Origin of the sequence: Aliihoeflea sp. 40Bstr573 (genome assembly GCF_024105655.1) — a bacterium.
GTDB lineage: Bacteria > Pseudomonadota > Alphaproteobacteria > Rhizobiales > Rhizobiaceae > Aliihoeflea.
Genome location: NZ_JAAAMH010000015.1, coordinates 53703 through 72796, shown reverse-complemented (window position 1 = coordinate 72796; position 19094 = coordinate 53703). Strand labels below are relative to the sequence as shown.

The following is a 19094-nucleotide window of genomic DNA, read 5'->3' as shown; positions in this document are numbered from 1 at the left end:
TGGAACCGGCCCCTTCAGACGAAATATGCCGCGCCATCATAGCGGCGCGGCATACGAATTAGATAGTCATCAAACGGCGGCGGCGGAAGATCGCCAATGCGCAACGATCAGAAATCGTCGCTCTTTTCCGGCGCGACCAGGCCTTCGATGCCGGCCAGAAGATCATCTTCCGACATGCGGTCGAACGCAATGTTGTCCTCGCTCTCGTCAGCGGCGATGATCGTCTCCTCGCCGGCCTCCGTCGGGAGCGCGGGCGCCTCGGCCTCAGGCTCGTCGACCTCGACGTGCTTTTGCAGCGAGTGGATCAGGTCTTCCTTCAGATCTTCCGGCGAGAGGGTCTCGTCGGCGATCTCGCGAAGCGCGACGACCGGGTTCTTGTCATTGTCGCGATCGATCGTGATCGCGGCGCCCTGCGAGATCTGGCGGGCACGGTGGCCGGCGAGCAGAACGAGCTCGAACCGGTTGTCGACCTTGTCGATGCAATCCTCAACGGTGACGCGGGCCATGGGAACGCCCCTTTCATGTCTTCAGGTGTCGGGAGATTGCGTGCTCCATAGCGAAATCCTCGGCTCTTGACAAGCATTGCGACACCGCAGCAACGATGGATCAAAAATGCTTGAGCCTTGCGCCGCCGATGTTGGCATGATCCGCCTTTGCGCCTATGTCGTTTTTTATATTCAGTTTCGCTTGAATTCGATTTCGGCCGCTGGGCGCCAGTGTGTTCGACGGGATCGCGATTTCAACAGGCCAGCCATTTGCGACAGGATTGATTGCCATGTTCGACCCGCGCGAAAAGATCGCCCTCTTCATCGACGGCGCCAATCTCTACGCCACGTCCCGAGCCCTCGGTTTCGACGTCGACTACCGCAAGCTGCTCGCGCATTTCCAGAAGCACGGCTATCTGCTGCGCGCCTACTATTACACGGCGCTGATCGAGGACCAGGAATACTCCTCGATCCGCCCGCTGATCGACTGGCTCGACTATAATGGCTACAAGGTCGTCACAAAACCCGCGCGCGAATTCACCGATGCGCTCGGACGGCGGAAGATCAAGGGCAACATGGACATCGAACTGACGGTCGACGCGCTCGAACTTGCCGGCACCGTCGACCATTACGTCATCTTTTCCGGCGACGGCGATTTCCGCAGCCTCGTCGACGCACTGCAACGCAAGGGCCGCAAGGTCTCTGTCATTTCCACCATGGCCTCGCAGCCGCCGATGATCTCGGACGATCTGCGTCGTCAGGCCGACCACTTCATCGACCTCAACTCGCTCAAGGCCGAGATCGGGCGCGAGACGGGCGAGCGCGTTGCGCGACGCCCAGCGGAGGAGCCCGTTGACGAAGACGAGTTCGAATGAACCGAATCTTGCACGTCGGACCGGCAGAGCCTTCGCCCGATTGTCCGCTCTGCCCGCGCCTGCATGATTTCATCACCACCTGGCGCGCGCGCGAGCCGCATTGGTTCAACGCGCCGGTTCCAACCTGGCGCGCGCAAGGCGACGAGACGAAGGTGCGGCTTCTCATCGTCGGCCTGGCGCCGGGCCTGCGCGGCGCAAACCGCACTGGCCGTCCCTTCACAGGAGATTATGCCGGCGATCTTCTCTATTCGACGCTGAAGCGGTTCGGCTTTGCCGCTGGCGAGTTCGAGGCCCGGCCGGACGACAGCCTTGAACTGATCGAGACGGCCGTGACCAACGCGGTGCGCTGCGTGCCCCCGGAAAACAAGCCGGTGGGCGCAGAGATCAACACCTGCCGCAAGTTCCTCGTGCCGACGATCGGCCGATTTGCAAACCTGAAGGCGATCGTGACGCTCGGCTCGATCTCGCATCAGTCCGTTGTGCGGGCGCTGGGTGGACGCGTGGCCGAGCACAAGTTCGGCCATCAGACAGAGACGGAACTTGCCGGCATCCGCGTCTTTTCAAGCTATCACTGCTCCCGCTACAACACGAACACAGGTCGGTTGACGGAAGAGATGTTCGTCAATGTTTTCCGGGACGTGCGGGCGTTTCTGGACAGTTAGATATGGCTGCGTCCTGGCGGATATGGCTAAGCCTGTATCCTGGCCGAGCTCAGTATTGACGGCATCCGAACCGCCATTCACCCATGCGCCTTCAACAGCCGCGCCTTTTCGCGGCTCCAGTCGCGCTTCTTCTCGGTTTCGCGCTTGTCGTGAAGCTTCTTGCCCTTCGCGAGCCCGAAGAGCAGTTTGGCGCGGCCCTTTTCGTTGAAGTAGATCTTCAACGGCACCATCGTCATGCCTTCGCGCTCGACGCCCTGCGTCAGGCGTGCCATCTCCTTCTTCTTCAGCAGAAGCTTGCGGCGTCGGCGGGGCTCGTGGTTGAAGCGGTTTCCTTGCGTGTATTCGGGGATGTAGGAGTTGATCAGCCAGATCTCACCGCCCTCCGCCGACGCGTAGGATTCGCCTATATTCGCCTGGCCCTCGCGCAGCGACTTGACCTCTGTGCCGGTCAACGAAAGGCCGGCCTCGTAGGTGTCGGTCACCTCATAGGCGAAGCGGGCCTTGCGGTTTTCCGCGACCAGCTTGGAATTGTTGTCCTTGTCCTTGCTCATGGTATGGCAACGCGGAAAACCGGCATCAGTTCATCAGTCCTGCATGGATCATCGCAGCATCGATCGCCTTGGCAGTCGATTCCTCGACGGTGACGAGCGGCAAGCGCACGACGTTCTCGACCTTGCCGAGGCGCGACAGGGCGTATTTCGATCCCGAGACGCCAGCCTCGATGAAGATCGCCTTGTGCAGCGGCATCAGACGGTCCTGCAATTCGATCGCGCGTTCGCGGTCGCCGGCGAGCGAGGCACGCTGGAATTCGGCGCAAAGGCGCGGCGCGATGTTCGAGGTGACCGAAATCGCCCCCTGCCCCCCATGCGCGTTGAAGCCGAGCGCCGATGCGTCCTCGCCGGAAAGCTGGATGAAATCGGGACCGCAGGTGATGCGCTGCTCCGAAACGCGCTCGATCTTGCCCGTCGCGTCTTTGACCCCGACGATGTTGCGGAAGTCCTTTGCCAGTCGTCCCATCGTTTCGGGGGTCATGTCGATCACCGAACGCGGCGGGATGTTGTAGATGATGACGGGAAGTTTCACCGCCTTCGCGACTTCGGCGAAATGCGCGTAAAGGCCGCGCTGATTCGGCTTGTTGTAATATGGCGTCACGACCAGTACGGCGTCCGCGCCCGTCGTCTGCGCAAACTTCGCCAGTTCCACCGCTTCCGTGGTCGAATTCGAGCCCGCACCGGCGATGACCGGCATGCGACCGGCCGCGACCTCGACGCAGATCTCGACGACGCGGCGGTGCTCCTCATGGCTCAGGGTCGGCGATTCGCCCGTCGTTCCGACCGGCACCAGCCCATTTGTCCCTTCCGCGATCTGCCATTCGACGAGCTCGCGATAGGCTTTCTCGTCCAGGGCTCCATCCTTGGTGAAGGGGGTCACGAGCGCGGTCATCGAACCTGTGAACATGATCTCAATGCTCCTGGAAAGGCACTTTGCGAGCGGAAAACGGCTATATTGCCCGCCTTCTAGACGATCATCGCCCGATGCACCATAGTCTTGGGGTGGGCCGGGCCCCGATTTCGCCGTGGGATGCGACAGAATGCGCGGCATTCGATCGACGGCGATAACCAATCGTTTACGTCGTCTTCACCGGCGGGGCCTAGTTTGGGTGTCTCATTAACCTACCCGTCCATGACGAACGACCCAGGACCGAAAGAATGCAGGCAACACTCAGGACCCGCGTCGCACTTACCGGCTTGACCCTCGCCCTTCTCCCCGGGCTTGCGCTGGCAAATCCGGTATTGCCGTCGAACCCGCCGATTCCCGGCCAGCGGCCGTATCAGGCGGCGCCGAGCGGCGTCGACAGCGCCTTTACGACCGGCTCGGTAGTCGCCCAGTCCGCGGCCGCCATGGCAACCGATCTGGTCGTCAGCGGTGATATTTCCAAGCTCAAGGCGGGCCTCGACGCCCTGCAGTCCGGCAATATTTCCCGCGCGCGCCTGACGCGCGACAACCTGCCGTCCAACTCGCTCGACCGGCAGATTCTCGCATGGGCGATCGCGACCAGTGGGGCCGACGGCGTCCCCTCGGCCGAGATCGCTGAGGCCGCCTTCGCCCTGAAGGGCTGGCCCGGCATGAGCCGCTTGCGCGCGAATTCCGAACGCGCCCTCTTGCGCGAGAACCCCGGCCCCCAAGGCGTTTTGCGCGCGTTCGGCGACACGCGCCCCGAGACTTCAGAAGGCGTCATCGCACTGACGCGCGCGCACCTTGCGGTCGGGAATACGGGCTCGGCGCGATCGATCCTTGCACCCTACTGGCGCAACGAACGCATCGAGCCGAAAGAGGAAGCAGCCATGGTGCGTGAATTCGGCCGCCTGCTGACGGCGGCCGACCACTGGCACCGCATGGAGCGCATGCTTCACATCGACCGCATCACCTCGGCCGAGCGCGTGGCCGGGCTTGCCGGCGGCGAAGCGCTGACGCGTGCCTGGGCGGCAGTCATCCGCGGCGAAGCGAATGCCGGCAAACTCCTCGCCGCCGTTCCGCAGGCGCAGCGCAAGGCTGGATATCTCTTCGCGCAAGCGAGGCACCTGCGCCGTGCGGAGCGTTACAAGGAGGCCGCTCAGGTCGTCCTCCAGGCGCCGAAGGATGCCGAGTCCCTTGTCAACGCCGACGCATGGTGGATCGAACGCCGCGTTCTCTCGCGCGAGCTGATCGATCTCGGTGAAAACCGACTCGCCTATCAGGTTGCTGCTGCCCATTCCGCCGAAAGCCCAGCAAACGCCGTCGACGCCGAATTCCATGCCGGCTGGTACGCCCTGAGGTTCAACAAGGACGCCGCGACGGCCAACCGGCATTTCGCGCGCATCGTGCAGATCGCCGAAGGCCCGATCTCGCTGTCACGGGGCTATTACTGGCTTGGCCGTTCGGCCGATGCCGGCGGTCCGGGCAATGCCCGCGACTACTACCAGCGGGCTGCACGCTACGGCACAGCCTTCTATGGCCAGCTTGCCGCTGCAAAGCTCGGCGCGAGCACGATATCCGCCAGCTTTCCCTCGGCCAGCGATGCCGACCGTCGCAACTTCGAAGGTCGGCCGGCGGTGCAGGCTATCCGCCGGCTTGAGCGGGCTGGCCACGAGGGCCGCGCCAATACGCTCTACCGCGACCTCGCCCTGCAGCTCGACAGCATCGGCGAACTCGCCCTGCTCGCCGTCATGGCGGAGCGTCGCGGCGACCATCCGCTGGCCCTGCGGGTCGGCAAGTGGGCAGCAGGCCGGGGCCTCGACGTCGGTGCGCTCGCGCATCCCGTGGGCGCCATTCCCGGGAATGCAAACATTTCGGCCGCCGGCAAGGCGCTCGCCTACGCGATCGCGCGGCAGGAAAGCGAATTCAACATCTCCGCGCGTTCTGGAGCCGGGGCGCTCGGCATCCTGCAACTGTTGCCCGGCACCGCGCGTGACATGGCGCGCAAGGTCGGCGTTTCCTACGATCAGGCCCGCCTCACCCGCGATGCAGGTTACAACGCCGCGCTCGGCTCGGCCTATCTCGGTGAGCAGCTCGACCGCTTCAACGGCTCGTACATTCTCACTTTCGCCGGCTACAACGCCGGACCAAACCGCGCAGCCCAGTGGGTCCAACGCTATGGCGATCCGCGCGGCCAGCACATCGATGCCGTCATCGACTGGATCGAACGGATTCCGTACCACGAGACGCGCTCCTACGTGCAGCGGGTGATGGAGAACTACCAGGTCTACAAGATGCGTCTTTCAGGACGCGCGGACGTCGTCGCGGATCTGGTAGGCGGTCGCCGCTGACGACTGCACGGCTTCATCAGTGCCAAGGGGTGGAACGTAGGTTCCGCCCCCTTTTCTTGTTGTAACAGAAGCGCAGGCACCGGATCGCGATCACTGCATCGCGGCAATGGCCTGACCGTTCGCGATGACCGGCAATCCTGTCAAGCGAAGAGCTCAAGCCGCGCGATTTCAACTCCTGGGACGCTCGCCAATCGTGACGGGCATTTCGGGCATTACCGTTGATCGCGCCGCGCCCCGATACGATCGCTCCTTACGACACGACCCGCGGATCAGACTGGAGCCGGTGTCCGCCACCACCGGGGCCATCTGCATCGCACCTCCTACAAGAACCTCTGGCCGCGACCGAACGCCACCGGCTCTCAGGATCAACAGGCGTAGCCCACAAATGAAAAGAACCCGGCGGTTGCCCGCCGGGTTCTCAATTCAGCCTAGGACCAGATCGGTCTTAGAACGAACGCTGGAAGCGCAGGAAGCCCGAGTTGGTCGACGGACGCAGATCGATGTCCGTGTAGACGTACTCAGCGCGAACTTCGAAGTTCGTGACCGGGGTCCAGATCAGAGCAGCTTCAGCCTGCCATCCATCGAGACCGGTATCCGTGCCGAGGGCCGGGGCGAAGTTGTGGATGTCGTTGAAGTACTGCGCACCGACCGAAGCAGCCAAGGTCTGCGAGAACTGCTGGCGGTAGGAAGCGAGAACCGACCACTCCGAGCCGACCGAGTAGGCGTTCGCGTTGTCGGCATAGTACCCGATCAGGCGGAACGAGGAACCCGGAGCGTTCGGCACGTTGAGCTGGAGGCCAGCCTGAGCAGCCCAGCCGCTGTCGTCAACTTCAAGGGCGTTGGTGCCACGATCTTCGTCGTAGGCAGCCTTTGCCCAGACGCCACCCCAAGCCTGGTTGTACGACACGACGCCGACGACGTCCGGGGTGTAGTTGCTGTTCGCATCGTCTTCGAGAGCGATCGTGGCTGCGAAGCCCGAGGCGCCGCCGAAGGTGTACGAGATCAGCTGGCGCTGCTGGTCGCCGTAGGAAAGGCCACCCCAGGTGTGCGAGCCGAACTGAGCAACACCGGCGCCCTGCGAGGCAACCCACGCGGATTCGGTGTAACCGGCGCGGAAGCCGCCGAGTTCGAGGAAGGCCTGGTCGAAGCCGACATTGCCACGGCCGTCCGACGAGCCGGTGCGGCTGGTGAGCGGGCCAGTGATGTTCGAGTAGGCGTTGAAGTCAGCCTGAACGCGAGCATATGCACGCAGCGTGCCCCACTCGGTGTCCGAACGCGCGTCGAAGTTGATACGAGCGCGGGTCGAGCTGTTCCAGCGGTCGGTAACGAAGCCGTGGTAGTTGCCGGCTTCGTCAGCGGCGCCGACCTGGTACCAGACGAGGCCGGAAACCTGAAGGCAGGTCTCGGTGCCCGGGATGTAGAAGAAGCCAGCGCCGTACATGTCGCAAACGCGAACGTACTCAACGGGCTCCGGCTCGGCGTAAACGATGGCATCGGCAGCCTGGGCACCGGAAACGGCAACCAGTCCAGCGGCGGAGCCGAGAAGAAGGCTCTTAATGTTCATTTCTGACCTCCAGTCAAAAGTTGTTAAGCGGGTCTGGGCTCTTTTTGCTGAAGGACAGCGTTTCCCTGCCCCATCCCCAATCTCAGAAAAAGGAAGCGTGTTTCGCCGCCCCTTCTTCGAGCATGACAATACGCAGGACCGCCCCTCGATCAACTGCGTTTGCGCCTCCAGGTGCGTTCATGCCCCCCCCTATGCGAGGAGCTTGTTGCACAAAAGCCACGTTTTGGGGTTCCGCGTTTACACTCTATTAATAGGTGTGGCGAACCTAGCGGACCTTCCCATGCGTAACTGGTCAGTGGAAAGCGTTGCGACGGGACGGAATCAGCGGATTTCTCTGCGAATCGGCCGATGCGAGTCGTTTTTCCGCGTTCCGGCTCCACGTCCTTATTGATTGTGGGAAGCGATTTCTTTATCGACCGGGTCACCGGAGAGGTGGCCGAGTGGTCGAAGGCGCTCCCCTGCTAAGGGAGTAGGGCGGTAACGCTCTCGTGGGTTCGAATCCCATCCTCTCCGCCACTCAACACGGTAATCAGTTGATTTTAATAATCTTTTTTACATCGACTGCTCCACACCCACCAATTATCCCTCCGAAACATCCACGTGGTTGAGTTGGTTGCTTTGAACCGCGGTATTTTCCGACGAAGGTCACGTCACCGACGTGCCGATGGCCACCGACTTGTTAAACTTTCGTGCGCTCGCGGAAAAAAGCGCCGATACCGATCGGCCTCGCCGCTGAGCGGCTTTTGCAGATGCATGTAGGCGCGGCGACCGGCGCCGCCTGCGGCGAGTGATCGCCGCTCTGGCGATACAGTGCGACGGCTATCACGACCGGGATTGCGAGACCCGGGCCGTCAAAGTCGGGTTGCTCGGAATCTCTCCAAACGACGACGTCATCGCGCGCTCCTGCTTGAACCGGAACAAGAGTAGGCCGTCGAGCGCGAACACTAGATGATGCTGGGAGGGCGTCGGGCGTAGATTGATGATCCCTCAGCAGCCTGCCAGGCGTGGCGCCGATCAGACGGGCAATGCTGGAGCGCAGGGCGACCAAGGCCGTTAGCTACACCGTGTGATGGGTTCCGTCAGAATGGGGGCCGTTTCCAAATCGTCCGCTTTTCGGACGCGTTAGGCGGTTAGCTGTCGTCCCCGTGCTGTCTAGGCGTGCTTGCAGGTGATCAAGGGGAAAAGCCGCCCTCTATGGCCCGCCGTGCTTTAGTTGCAGCAGCGAAGGATGCGTCCGTTCATCTCGATGCTTGATGTAATGCCGAAACCAACGCGCAGGTAGTGCGTTCGATCATGACAGCACAACGGAGAGGCAAGATGCTCAAATTTATTGGCGGCGGTATCGGGTTCGTGTTTCTCGTGGGACTGCTGGTGATTATCGGCATTCTGATGCTGATTTTCTGACGCCTACGGTGGCGGCGCCTGACTGCGGAGTGAGAACGCAAAGCTTCGCGTAGCACTCTCAAACCCACTTCCTCGTAACGTGGCCGCTTTTCGAGTGATCCGTCGACAGTCACGTGAAGTTTGGCCGATGCGATCGCCGACAATGTTCGCCGATATCAGCCAAGTTGGCGGTCCTCTAGGGGAACGTCGGCAAGGTCCGTCGCCGTCGCCTCTCGGTCAAGATAGTCCGCAACGTAAACTTCGCGTGTAAGCGTCATCAGCACGGCGGCGATTGGAGTTGCCAAAGCCAGCCCGATCAATCCGAACAATACACCAAGCAGAAGCTGCGCCGAGATGATCAGTGCCGGTGGCAGCGATACCTTCTCCTGCTGGATGAGTGGTGTGATGACGTAGCTCTCGATCGTTTGAACGGCGAGATAGACGCCGATGACAAGGAGCGTGACGGTCAAACCTTCCGGGATCGCGAGGAGCACTGCAGGAGCGGCGGCGATCACGGGACCGATGTTCGGGATGAAGGCGAAAAGAGCGGCAATGAGGCCGAGCAGGAAGGCCAGCGGGATGCCGATCAACCAAAGTCCGATGCCCGTCAGGACGCCCACGACGGTCATGGCCATCAACTGCGCAGCCAGCCAGTCGCGCAGGGTCTGTCCGATCGTGTCGAGCACTTCGTCGGCGCGCTGCCGCACCGAAGGCGCGACCAGGGCGATGACGCCGCTGCGATAGGTCGAAGGTGCGATCGCGCCGTAAAGTCCAATGAAGAGGATGATGACCGCATTGCCGAGCGCGCCGAACGTGGAGGTCACGGCCGTCGCGGCAGCCGATCGGCCTTCGCTGGAAAACAGCCCTTCCGGCGACGCCCGCTCCATCAGCCGTTCGCCCCAGGAATAGTCCTCGACCCGCTCCCGCAGATTGTCGGCGGCTTCCGGGACCTGCCTCGTCAACTCATCGAACTGATCTGACATCGCCGGTGCAAACGCGCTGATCGCTCCCACGAGAAGGAGCACGATGACAAGCGCAAAGACGCCGACTCCCGCGCCGTGGGGCAACCCGGATTTCCGTGCAATCCAGTCACCGCCGCCATGCAGGAAAACGGCAAACAGAATGCCCGCAAAGACGATCAGCAGAACATGCGGCGCGAGAACCAGCAGGATGATGAATATGGCCGCGAGCACGGCCAGCGATACGTGTCGTCGTTGCATGAGCACCCCTCGGTACCGCAAACGTCGTATCCGCAGCTCCGTTCCAGACGCGGAACGATGCGGCATGGAAAACATTAGCAGCACATGAACCAGTGCAGACGTGCAGTCGAATTTGAACGCCAGCAAAAGGCCAGCCGATGACCCTGCTGATTATCTACGTAGCGCTTGCGATCGGCGTCTCGTTCCTTTGCTCCATGCTCGAAGCCGTCCTGCTCAGCATCACCCCGACCTACACCGCCACCATCGAACGATCGAAGCCGGAGGTTGCGCGAAAAATCCAGGAACTGAAGGACGATGTGGATCGCCCGCTGGCCGCGATACTCAGCCTGAACACGGTGGCGCATACCGTGGGGGCGGCAGGTGCCGGCGCGCAGGCGGCGATCGTGTTCGGCGAGGCATCAATTGCAATCTTCTCTGCCGTCCTCACCTTATTGATCCTGGTTCTGTCGGAAATCATCCCGAAGACGATCGGGGCGATGCACTGGAAAAGCTTCGCCCCTATGGCTGCCCGCATTCTGCCAGTCCTGATCTGGTCGATGTGGCCTTTGGTGAAAATGTCGCAACTCATCACGCGCGTCCTGTCACGTGGTGAACCGCAGCCGCCTATCAGCCGAGAAGAAATTGTCGCTATGGCCGATATCGGTCATCGCGAAGGTGTCATCGATCGCGGAGATTCGAAGGTGGTCGCAAATCTCCTGAAGTTCGACCGCCTCACCGTGAAGGACATCATGACGCCCAGGACCGTCGTCTTCGCGCTCGATCAGAACACGAGGATTGACGAAGCGGTTGCCCGAAAGCAGGAACTGAGGTTCTCGCGCATTCCGGTCTTCGATGACTCCATCGACAACGTGACCGGGTTTGTTCTGAAGACGGACATCCTCTTGGATGCCCTTGACGGACAGGGTGAGAAACGCCTGGTCGAGATCAGGCGCGAGCTCGATACGGTGGTCGAGAGCATGTCGCTGGAAGAGTTGTTCGACAAGCTGGTTCACAACGAGCGTCACGTAGCGCTTGTGATCGACGCCTACGGCGGAACCAGTGGGATCGTGACGCTCGAAGATCTTATCGAAACGCTCATCGGCGAGGAAATCGTGGATGAGCTGGACAGCGTGGCCGATCTCCAGGCCTATGCGCGCAAGCGCTGGAACGATCAGCGAAAAACCGTGACCCGGCCAAAAACTGAAACATGAGCTAGGTCCGGTGTACGCCCCGCACACACGACCTGAAAGGATCGCAGAATGACCGTCGTGCTTGCCACCGTTTGCCAAGATGGGGTCGTGCTCGGCTCGGACTCGCAGATTACGGACAAGGGGAGAGGCATGACCTACCCTGCAGAGAAGCTGCATCCATTGGGAGAGGCAGCGGCTTGGGGCGGCAGTGGCGCGCGATCGGTGCTGTTCGACGTTGAACGGTGCTTCAATGAAAACAGCGCGGCCATTCTGGAGGCCCCCGATATTGGACGTGCTCTGCAAGAGCAGGTCCTCCCGATCCTGCGCCATCACTACGACACGTTCATCTCTGACGTGCCTGGAGACGAAGGTGGCGGCTCGCCCTCGGCATACGTGATGGCTGCGGGGTGGCGTAACGGAGAGCCGTGGATCGTGGAGATAACCCCCTCCGGCATGATCGGACACTACGCCGATATTGGTTTTCACGCGATTGGGAGCGGGGCAGCCATGGCGCAGCAAGCCGGCTCGCTTCTGTCTCACTTCCACTTGACCGAGCGGTCGTTGCGCTTCGGTTGCGCGGCCGTCCTGCGTGTCTTGGAAGCACTCGACCTTAGCTCCGCCAGCGTCGGGAAGCCATTCAGTTTGTGTCGGATCGACAAGGACGGAGCTCACCACCTCAGCGACAAAGAGATTGAACAGGTGACCAAGGATGTGCGCAAATGGGAGGCGGCCGAGCAGGTCGCAATCGCCAAAACGTTCGAGTGATTTGCTTAGACGGCAACTGGAACGACCGAGATCGTCAGGGTGAGCGTCTAGCCAGAGTTCGGCTACCTGAATGGTGGGCTTCTCAGCCGGCATCTATAGCCGGTGTGTCAGGGACCTCTACGACTGAGACGTCACAGCAAGCAGCGAGCGGAAATCGATTGGTCGTTTTTGGGGCCGTATCCAGACCGTCCGGTTGTGGCAACGTTCAGCGGTAAGCTGCCAAACGGTTTCCGTGGAAACTGCTTTCAAGGCGGCTATTGGGCCGTGTGTGGCCGGTCCAAATGCGCCTGCCTAGATACGGGCAAGCCTCCAATCAGCGTAGAGCCCCGAACGGGCTGAAAAGGCGGTCGTATCGTAACCGGCAAAAAGCCCGTGATGTGTGACAAGAACGGTGCGCCAGCCTTGTGCAGAAGCCCCCAGGATGTCCGTGTGTAGTGTGTCACCACACATGGCTATCCGCGAAGCAGGCACGCCGGGCAGAGAGTGGTCAACAAGCTTGTAGACCTCAGGAAATGGCTTGCCGAAGAATTGTACGAATTCAGGGTGTCGATCGGCGATCAGGTGACCGAAGTGACCGGGCTCCAGCGAAAATCCATCATCTCTCGGTGCAACAAGATCGGCATTTGCAACGACCAATGGGCGCGGGAATGCGTCCATTGCGCTGGCGAGCAAAGCCTGCCGAGCATCTGTCCAGCCTGCGCTCGACAGAAAAAGAAAGCCTTCAACCGTTCGATAGGCGTCGGGATGATCGCCAAGCCTTGTCATTGGCATAGTCAGATCTTGGAGACCGTCGGCATCGGCAGCTATCACGCCCCAGTGGCGCATCGGCAGACTCTGGAGCGCAGCGTCCCGGCTGGTAACGATCTCCCAATCCTCGACGCGGATGCCAAGGCGTTTGAATTTATCGACGACCTGCACCCGATCATAACTGGCGGCATTAGTGAGAATGCGGATATGGCAGCCGCGCGCTCGCAATTGGTCGATGCGAACATCAGCGCCTTCAATAAGTGTGTCCCCCACATTGAGAACCCCGAATGCGTCGAAAACAAATGCGTCGATGTCGCTTGCTATGTCGAGCAGACTAGCGATGTCGCTTGTGCGCTGAGGTGTGTGTGCACCCACAGGCAGGCGTGGGCGAACCTCCTGGTATCGGTCGAAGATCGTCGCTGCATTTATCATGCCAGGCCCCCTAATGTTTGGCGTCCCCAATATGGAAGGCGAAGCTTCCCGCCAACCTAGTGCCTTTGCTCATATTCCTGAAACGAAATCAAAAGCACCAGAGTTACAAAATAAGCTCTAATTCTGCGTCGAAGCGACTATGCCGCCTTGGGGAGTGCGGCCAATTTTGGAGCTTCCCACAAATTTATGTTGTTTCCAAGCTTGGCCTGCCGTAGCCTTTCAGCAGGTGGAGGAGAACGCCGCGCAATGTCCTATAAGAAGCGCAAGCGTCACGAGATGATTGCTGGGCTCGTGCTGGAGCGCGGAGCGATCTCGGTTGGGGAATTGGCCGAGATCCTCGGCGTATCGATGCAAACAATCCGCCGTGATATCGATGAGCTTTGCGAAGGTGACACTCTTCGCCGATTACATGGTCGTGTCGAACTGGCCAAAGGCGCTTCCAACACGCCGTTCGACGAGCGGACAGACACCAATTTTTCTGCCAAGCAAGCCATCGGCGAAGCCGCAGCAGAACTGATACCGGATGGAGCGAGCCTGTTCATTTCGATCGGCTCGACGCCACTTGCTGTCGCACGTGCGCTTCGTAAGCGGAAAGGCCTGACGGTCATTACGAACAATTTGAGCGCTGCTATGGCGCTGAGCGATGAGTTGTCGAACCGGATCATCATCCCAGGCGGCGAGCTGCGCCTGCCTGATCGAGACATCCTGGGGGACGGCGTTCTCGAGTTCTTCGCGCGTTACCGAGCCGAATTCGGCGTGTTCGGAACAGCCGGTATCGCCAGCGACGGCAGCCTTCTCGAGTTTCATTCTGCTGAGGTTCGCGCGAGCGAACGTATTCGGCTCAACTCGCAGACGTCGATCCTCGTGATTGACAGATCAAAATTCGGCCGAATGGCACCCGCGCTCGGGCCAAACATTGCAGACATCGATCGCGTCGTTGTCGACCGTCTGCCAGATTCCGAATTCGACCATCTAATGGATGCGATAGCCGACGGACTTCTGCTTGCTCAGGGAGACGCCCCATGAAGGCCGCACCTTTCGTCGCCTTGAAAGATGTCGCGAAGCGCTGGAACGGCCAACTGGGCGTTGAACACATCGATCTCGAAATCGAGGAAGGCTCGTTTGTCGCGCTGCTGGGCCCTTCGGGCTGTGGCAAATCAACGACGTTGCGCCTGCTCGCAGGGCTGGAGGCGGCCGATGAGGGACGCATTCTGATCGACGGACGTGACGTGACGACGGCCCCGGCTTCTGAACGCAACCTGTCGATGGTGTTCCAGTCATACGCGCTCTTCCCGCACCTCTCCGTGGCCGAAAACGTGGTCTTCGGCCTCAAGGTTCGCCGCGTGCCAAAGGCTGAACGCGCCGAAAAGCTTGCTCGCGCCCTCTCGATTACGGGGCTTGAAGGCTACGAAGCCCGCAAGCCGGGAGAACTGTCTGGCGGCCAGCGCCAGCGAGTTGCGCTCGCACGGGCTATTGTCGCAGGCAAGCGCCTTTGCCTGATGGATGAGCCGCTTTCCAATCTTGACGCCAAGCTGCGCAATTCAGTTCGCAAGGATATCAAGCGACTCCAGCGCGATCTCGGTATCACGGTGGTCTACGTCACGCACGACCAGACCGAAGCCATGAGCATGGCTGACAAGGTTGTGCTGATGAAAGACGGTCACATTCAGCAGGCCGGGCCGCCTGAGGAACTCTACAACAAGCCCGTCAATACGTTTGTCGCCGAGTTCGTCGGCGCGCCCCCAATGGCTCTGATCGCCTCGGCGACGCTAGATGGGTTTGCGCCTGGACAGACGCTCGGTTTGCGCGCGGAAAATGTCCAGATCGTTCCACGAGGCCAGGGCCGGCTCGCGTGTACAGTTTCCGAAAGCGAATTTCTGGGTGCCGAAACCCTCATCGGACTGTCACATCCTGAGGCTACAGGACTTACCGTGCTTCGGCCCGGCCTGGCACTCATGCCGGCAGGCGAAGAGGTCTCCATCGCGTTTGACGACCGTGACCTGCATGTCTTCGACGAAGCGGGCCAGCGGGTGGAAACCTACTGACTGGCCACGCGGCAAAGGAACCGCTTGGCCAGGATGTGAAAGCTTAACCAAGGGAGGACTCGATGAACTACATTTCCAAGACCGGCCTCGCGCTGACAGGCGTTATGGCGGCAACTGCGCTCACTTTTCCAGCCTACGCGCAAACCGAACTCACCATGTACTATCCGATCGCGGTTGGCGGTCCTTTGACCGATGTCGTCGACGGCATAGTCGCCGAATTTGAAGCCGAGAACCCCGATATCAAAGTCAACGCGATCTACTCGGGCAATTATGACGATACGCGTGTTCGTGCGCTGTCGGCGCTGAATTCAGGCGAACCAGCGCAGCTCGCAGTGCTCTTTTCCATTGATGCCTACGACCTTATCGAACAGGAAATCATCACGCCTTTCGACGAACTGGTGACCGATGAGGCGGGCAAGGAATGGCTGGAGAGTTTCTACCCTGCCTTGATGGCCAACGGTGAGATCGAAGGGCATGTCTGGGGTATTCCGTTCCAGCGATCGACCATCGTCGCCTACTACAACAAGGACATGTTCCGCGAAGCTGGGCTCGATCCTGAATCGCCACCTTCGACATGGGACGAAATGGTTGAGGCCGGCAAAGCCCTGACCAAGGACGGCACCCACGGGTTGATGATTCCGTCGACTGGTTACCCCTACTGGATGTTCCAGGCTCTTGCGATCCAAAACGGCAAGGAACTGATGTCGGATGATGGTCTAGAGACATATTTCGACGACCCTGCTGTCGTCGAAGCGCTGGAATTCTGGCAGTCGCTGTCCGTCGAGCACGGCATCATGCCGACAGGTACGATCGAGTGGGGCACACTGCGCCAGGCCTTTCTGGAAGGCCAGACCGCAATGATGTGGCATACGACAGGCAACCTGACCGCCGTCAAGGATGCCGCTAGCTTCGATTTCGGTGTCTCGGTTCTGCCGGGCAACGTCCGCGCCGGCTCGCCGACGGGCGGTGGCAACTTCTATCTGTTCGAGGACACGACCGACGAGGAACGCGCGGCGGCGTTGAAGCTGATTCAGTTCATGACCGCCCCCGAACAGGCTGCCGCATGGTCGATTGCGACGGGATATATGGGCGTCTCGCCGGCCTCCTATGAGACGGAGGCATTGAAGGCTTATGGTGAAGAGTTCCCGCCTGCGCTCGTCGCGCGTGATCAGCTCGAGGATGCGATCGCTGAGTTCTCCACGTTCGAGACATCGCGTGTTCGTGACGGATTGAACAACGCGATCCAGGCTGTGCTTACCGGTTCGAAGGATCCGGAGACCGCCCTTGGAGAAGCGCAGGCCTCCGCCGAACGTCTACTCGAACCCTATCGTTAGGCGGTGTTTCAATTCGCGTCGGCCCCAATGGGCCGGCGCGTAACGTCGGGGGGATGAACGATGGCCAAAGGCATCAATATCGAGCGTCGCCGACAGGCAATCTACGGGTGGCTGCTGCTATTTCCGGCAGGCGTACTGCTCTCGCTTTTTGCCTTCTATCCCACCATTGCGACATTTTGGGCGAGCTTGTTCTCGCGTGGCACCCGACGGCGACCGTCGGAATTTCTCGGCACCGAAAACTACGCCGCGCTGTTCAACGATCCGACATTCTGGACCGTCGTCCAGAACAACCTTCTCTATGCAGCGGTCACAGTGCCTGTGTCGATTGGCATCGCCCTAGCCATGGCGCTGTGGGCGAACTCGAAGATTCCGGCGCGCGGTTTTGTGCGCACCGCCTATTTCACGCCGACCGTGCTGCCAATGATCGCTGCCGCCAATTTGTGGCTGTTTTTCTATACGCCTGGACTTGGCGTCCTCGACCAGATCGGCGGGCTATTTGGCCTCGAATCCGTGAACTGGCTCGGCCGGCCCGAAACCGCACTCTGGGCGATCATCATCGTGACGATCTGGAAGGAAGCTGGGTTTTTCATGATCTTCTATCTCGCCGCGCTCCAGACCATCCCGGAGGATTTGCGCGAGGCCGCTGATATCGAGGGCGCAAGCCGCTGGACTTACACGCGGCGGATCGTGCTGCCTCTCTTGATGCCGACAACGCTCTTCATCATGGTCAATGCGATGATCAATTCGGTGAAGCTGATCGACCACCTGTTCATCCTGACCAAGGGTGGTCCCAACGATGCTTCAAAGCTGATCCTATACTACATCTGGGAAATGGCCTTCGCATTCTTCGACGCGCCCAGCGCGGCAGCGATGACCGTGCTCATCCTTCTGGTGCTTTGCATCGTGGCCTCCATCCAGTTCTTTCTCATCGACCGCAGGACGCACTATCAATGAGCCGGATCGTTCGAAACGCAGAAGCGACCGTTGCGATCGTCCTGGCAGTGGTCTGGATATCGCCGCTCCTGTTTGCCTTCTGGGCGGCATTCCACAGCACTTCGGACGCCATCAATTTCAATTTGCTTGCGCCTTGGACGTTGGACAATTTCCGGATTGCATGGGCTGGCGCACCTTGGCTGCGCTACTTCCTCAACACGTTCATCCTAGTCACGATTGTCCTGGCCGGACAATTCGTGTTGACGACGCTTGCTGGGTTCGCGTTCGCGCAACTCAGATTTCCGGGAAAGGACGTCGTCTTCATTCTCGTCCTAATGCAGCTCTTTATCCTGCCAGAGGTCCTCATCGTCGAGAACTACGCCATGGTCTCCCGGCTCGGATTGTTTGACACCATTCTCGGTGTTGGCATGCCGTACATGGCAAGCGCTTTCGGGATCTTCCTGATGCGCCAAGCCTTCAAGTCGGTGCCCATTGAGCTCCATGAAGCGGCAAAGATCGAGGGATGCAGCCTGCTCGGCATACTTTGGCGCGTCTACGTTCCGCTCGCGCGCCCGACCTATCTGGCATATGCGCTCGTATCAGTCTCAACCCACTGGAATAACTTTCTCTGGCCGCTGATCGTGACAAATTCGGCTGACACGCGGCCTCTTACAGTTGGCCTCTCGATCTTCGGCGCGCCGGAAAGCGGCGTCAATATCAGCGTCATTTCGGCAGCGACACTCATGACGGTCGCGCCTCTACTAATCGCCTTTCTCGTTTTTCAACGCCAGTTCGTACAGGCGTTCCTGCGCACCGGTATCAAGTAGGCTTGGCGAACACGAATGCCCCGTATCCTTCATATCACCGACACACACTTGGTCGTTCCGCCAGCGCTGGTATCGGGCGTGCTCGACACGGCGAAGCTTTTTGAGGAATGCGTGGCAACCGCAGCCGCCGCCCTTTTAAGGATTGGTCCGGTCGATGCCGTCGTGGTGACCGGTGACCTTAGCGACGACGGCAGCATGGAAAGTTATGAGCTCTTCCGGCGCATTGTCGCGCCGCTTGACCTGCCGCTTCTTGCTATCCCTGGCAATCACGATCTTCGCGAACCGATGCGAACTGCCTTCCGCGATCTCGACCTGTTCGACCAATCGGGGCGGCTCAACTGGGTTCGCGATATAGGCGGTCTGAGGGTCATTGGTATCGACACCCTCGTCGAAGGTTCGGGCGGAGGCGAGGTCGACGACGCGACGCTCGGCTTCCTCGAAGAAACTCTGTCGACCCATGGGCCAGTTCTCCTGGCAATGCATCATCCACCTTTTATGTCCGGCATCCGCTTCATGGACGGCATCGGTCTTGCAGGCATCGAGAAGCTGCGAGGCGTCTTGCAAGGCTCAGACGCCGATATTCGCATCCTATGCGGCCATTTGCACCTCTCGGCCACAGGCGCAGCTGGCCGGATACCGGCGATCGTTGGGCCGTCGCCGTGCAGCACGTTTCAATTCGATTTTCGAGCCGAAGCGCCGGTTGGCTTCTTCCTCGGAAGCGGCGGCTTTATGGTGCACGATTGGTCGGAAGGGTTTCGCAGCGTCCATATCCCCGCAAGGATTGGGGATGGCCCATTTCCCTTCTAAAGCTCGCGCACCCCTAGCGCACACAGTTCAGCGAAATACA

The 19094-nt window shown here is 60.3% G+C and carries 18 protein-coding genes and 1 tRNA gene; 12 read left to right on the top strand and 7 right to left on the bottom strand.

What is annotated here, in order from left to right; genetic code table 11:
* Positions 1 to 107 precede the first annotated feature (107 nt).
* Both rpoZ and GTK01_RS16330 read right to left on the bottom strand, forming a co-directional pair.
* Positions 108 to 506 (bottom strand): DNA-directed RNA polymerase subunit omega, encoded by a 399-nt coding sequence (gene rpoZ / locus GTK01_RS16335; RefSeq protein WP_252927960.1) that lies wholly within the window; start codon positions 504 to 506, stop codon positions 108 to 110.
* 100 nt (positions 507 to 606) lie between these two features.
* Positions 607 to 777, bottom strand: a complete 171-nt coding sequence (locus GTK01_RS16330; protein ID WP_252927958.1) for a hypothetical protein — start codon at positions 775 to 777, stop codon at positions 607 to 609.
* On the opposite strand from GTK01_RS16330, the gene GTK01_RS16325 reads away from it, so the two are divergent.
* A complete protein-coding gene (locus GTK01_RS16325; protein WP_252927956.1) occupies positions 776 to 1360 on the top strand; it encodes an NYN domain-containing protein in 585 nt (194 codons plus the stop codon). The genes GTK01_RS16330 and GTK01_RS16325 overlap by 2 nt on opposite strands.
* On the top strand, positions 1357 to 2022 hold the full coding sequence (locus tag GTK01_RS16320; RefSeq protein WP_252927955.1) for a uracil-DNA glycosylase: 666 nt from the start codon (positions 1357 to 1359) through the stop codon (positions 2020 to 2022). Before GTK01_RS16325 ends, GTK01_RS16320 begins: the two co-directional genes overlap by 4 nt.
* A gap of 77 nt (positions 2023 to 2099) precedes the next feature.
* Here GTK01_RS16320 and smpB read toward each other — a convergent pair whose 3' ends face one another.
* Entirely contained in the window at positions 2100 to 2573 is a 474-nt protein-coding gene (smpB, locus tag GTK01_RS16315; protein ID WP_252927953.1) for an SsrA-binding protein SmpB, read from the bottom strand.
* Positions 2574 to 2598: 25 nt separating this feature from the next.
* Complete coding sequence (dapA, locus tag GTK01_RS16310) at positions 2599 to 3480, bottom strand: 4-hydroxy-tetrahydrodipicolinate synthase (protein ID WP_252927952.1); 882 nt, start codon at positions 3478 to 3480, stop codon at positions 2599 to 2601.
* A gap of 251 nt (positions 3481 to 3731) precedes the next feature.
* Here dapA and GTK01_RS16305 point away from each other — a divergent pair, with 251 nt between their 5' ends.
* The gene (locus GTK01_RS16305; protein ID WP_252927950.1) at positions 3732 to 5828 is read left to right on the top strand and encodes a lytic transglycosylase domain-containing protein; all 2097 of its coding nucleotides are present in this window, start codon (positions 3732 to 3734) and stop codon (positions 5826 to 5828) included.
* Between the two features lie 445 nt (positions 5829 to 6273).
* Here the strand turns inward: GTK01_RS16305 and GTK01_RS16300 are convergent, their stop codons facing one another.
* Positions 6274 to 7392 (bottom strand): porin, encoded by a 1119-nt coding sequence (locus tag GTK01_RS16300; RefSeq protein ID WP_252927949.1) that lies wholly within the window; start codon positions 7390 to 7392, stop codon positions 6274 to 6276.
* A 426-nt stretch (positions 7393 to 7818) separates the two neighbouring features.
* On the opposite strand from GTK01_RS16300, the gene GTK01_RS16295 reads away from it, so the two are divergent.
* A tRNA-Ser gene (locus GTK01_RS16295) sits at positions 7819 to 7908 on the top strand.
* 1043 nt (positions 7909 to 8951) lie between these two features.
* Here GTK01_RS16295 and GTK01_RS16290 read toward each other — a convergent pair.
* Positions 8952 to 9995 carry an AI-2E family transporter gene (locus GTK01_RS16290; RefSeq protein WP_252927947.1) on the bottom strand — a complete coding sequence of 348 codons (1044 nt, stop codon included), beginning with the start codon at positions 9993 to 9995 and terminating at the stop codon, positions 8952 to 8954.
* Between the two features lie 137 nt (positions 9996 to 10132).
* On the opposite strand from GTK01_RS16290, the gene GTK01_RS16285 reads away from it, so the two are divergent.
* Both GTK01_RS16285 and GTK01_RS16280 read left to right on the top strand, forming a co-directional pair.
* The gene (locus GTK01_RS16285; RefSeq protein WP_256483912.1) at positions 10133 to 11185 is read left to right on the top strand and encodes a CNNM domain-containing protein; all 1053 of its coding nucleotides are present in this window, start codon (positions 10133 to 10135) and stop codon (positions 11183 to 11185) included.
* Positions 11186 to 11233: 48 nt separating this feature from the next.
* Positions 11234 to 11929: a proteasome protein gene (locus tag GTK01_RS16280; protein WP_252927935.1), complete on the top strand. Its 696-nt coding sequence runs from the start codon at positions 11234 to 11236 to the stop codon at positions 11927 to 11929.
* A 291-nt stretch (positions 11930 to 12220) separates the two neighbouring features.
* Here the strand turns inward: GTK01_RS16280 and GTK01_RS16275 are convergent, their stop codons facing one another.
* Positions 12221 to 13108: an HAD-IIA family hydrolase gene (locus GTK01_RS16275; protein WP_252927924.1), complete on the bottom strand. Its 888-nt coding sequence runs from the start codon at positions 13106 to 13108 to the stop codon at positions 12221 to 12223.
* Between the two features lie 246 nt (positions 13109 to 13354).
* Between GTK01_RS16275 and GTK01_RS16270 the strand changes: the two genes are divergently transcribed.
* The 6 genes from GTK01_RS16270 (at position 13355) to GTK01_RS16245 (ending at position 19054) form a co-directional block, all read left to right on the top strand.
* Positions 13355 to 14134 (top strand): DeoR/GlpR family DNA-binding transcription regulator, encoded by a 780-nt coding sequence (locus GTK01_RS16270; RefSeq protein WP_252927922.1) that lies wholly within the window; start codon positions 13355 to 13357, stop codon positions 14132 to 14134.
* Positions 14131 to 15153: an ABC transporter ATP-binding protein gene (locus tag GTK01_RS16265; protein ID WP_252927920.1), complete on the top strand. Its 1023-nt coding sequence runs from the start codon at positions 14131 to 14133 to the stop codon at positions 15151 to 15153. The genes GTK01_RS16270 and GTK01_RS16265 overlap by 4 nt, the downstream gene beginning before the upstream one ends.
* A 62-nt stretch (positions 15154 to 15215) precedes the next feature.
* Positions 15216 to 16487, top strand: coding sequence for an ABC transporter substrate-binding protein (locus GTK01_RS16260; RefSeq protein ID WP_252927918.1), 1272 nt, complete (start codon positions 15216 to 15218; stop codon positions 16485 to 16487).
* A 60-nt stretch (positions 16488 to 16547) separates the two neighbouring features.
* Positions 16548 to 17441 (top strand): carbohydrate ABC transporter permease, encoded by an 894-nt coding sequence (locus GTK01_RS16255; protein WP_252927916.1) that lies wholly within the window; start codon positions 16548 to 16550, stop codon positions 17439 to 17441.
* Complete coding sequence (locus GTK01_RS16250) at positions 17438 to 18247, top strand: carbohydrate ABC transporter permease (RefSeq protein ID WP_252927914.1); 810 nt, start codon at positions 17438 to 17440, stop codon at positions 18245 to 18247. The genes GTK01_RS16255 and GTK01_RS16250 overlap by 4 nt, the downstream gene beginning before the upstream one ends.
* A 15-nt stretch (positions 18248 to 18262) precedes the next feature.
* Complete coding sequence (locus GTK01_RS16245; protein WP_256483911.1) at positions 18263 to 19054, top strand: phosphodiesterase; 792 nt, start codon at positions 18263 to 18265, stop codon at positions 19052 to 19054.
* Positions 19055 to 19094: the final 40 nt, after the last annotated feature.